This window comes from Streptomyces hazeniae (assembly GCF_031845485.1).
GTDB lineage: Bacteria > Actinomycetota > Actinomycetes > Streptomycetales > Streptomycetaceae > Streptomyces > Streptomyces hazeniae.
The window spans coordinates 1-466 of the sequence record NZ_JAVREQ010000156.1; the positions used below are offsets into that span (position 1 = coordinate 1).

1 protein-coding gene is annotated in these 466 nt (G+C 66.7%); it reads right to left on the reverse strand.

The genetic code is table 11. The features are described from left to right. The coding region (locus RM572_RS29080) for an AIM24 family protein (protein WP_311676350.1) at positions 1 to 466 on the reverse strand (466 nt) is incomplete at both ends.

Consider the following 466-nt stretch of genomic DNA (forward strand, 5'->3'; position numbering starts at 1 on the left):
GCTGGCTCCAGCCGACGACCGCGTCGGTGTCCACGTACACCGGCTGGGCGGCCGTCACGGGGATCACGATCGGGGTGCCCTCACATATGAGGCCGATCTTGCCGTGGCCGGAGAAGACGCTGTTGAAGAGGCCGCCGCCGACAATCCCGGCGCCCTTCACCGTCTTGATCTCGTACGAGAGGGTGGCGTCGAACCAGAGTACGTAGCGGCCGTTGATGGTGAGCTGGTCGCCCTGGTCCATCTCCACGATGAAACAGTTGGCGGCCTCGTGCGCGTACCACTCCTCGCCCTGGCCTCGGACGGCCATGAGCGCGAGGCCCTCGCCGGTGACCGCGCGCTTGAGCAGACCGCCGATCCCCTGGCCCTTGCGCTCGAACTGGAGGTTGCCGCGGAAGGCGATCATCGAGCCCTGGCGGGCGTGCATCTCCCCGTTCACGGCGTACTTGATCGACTTGGAGTTCTGGAG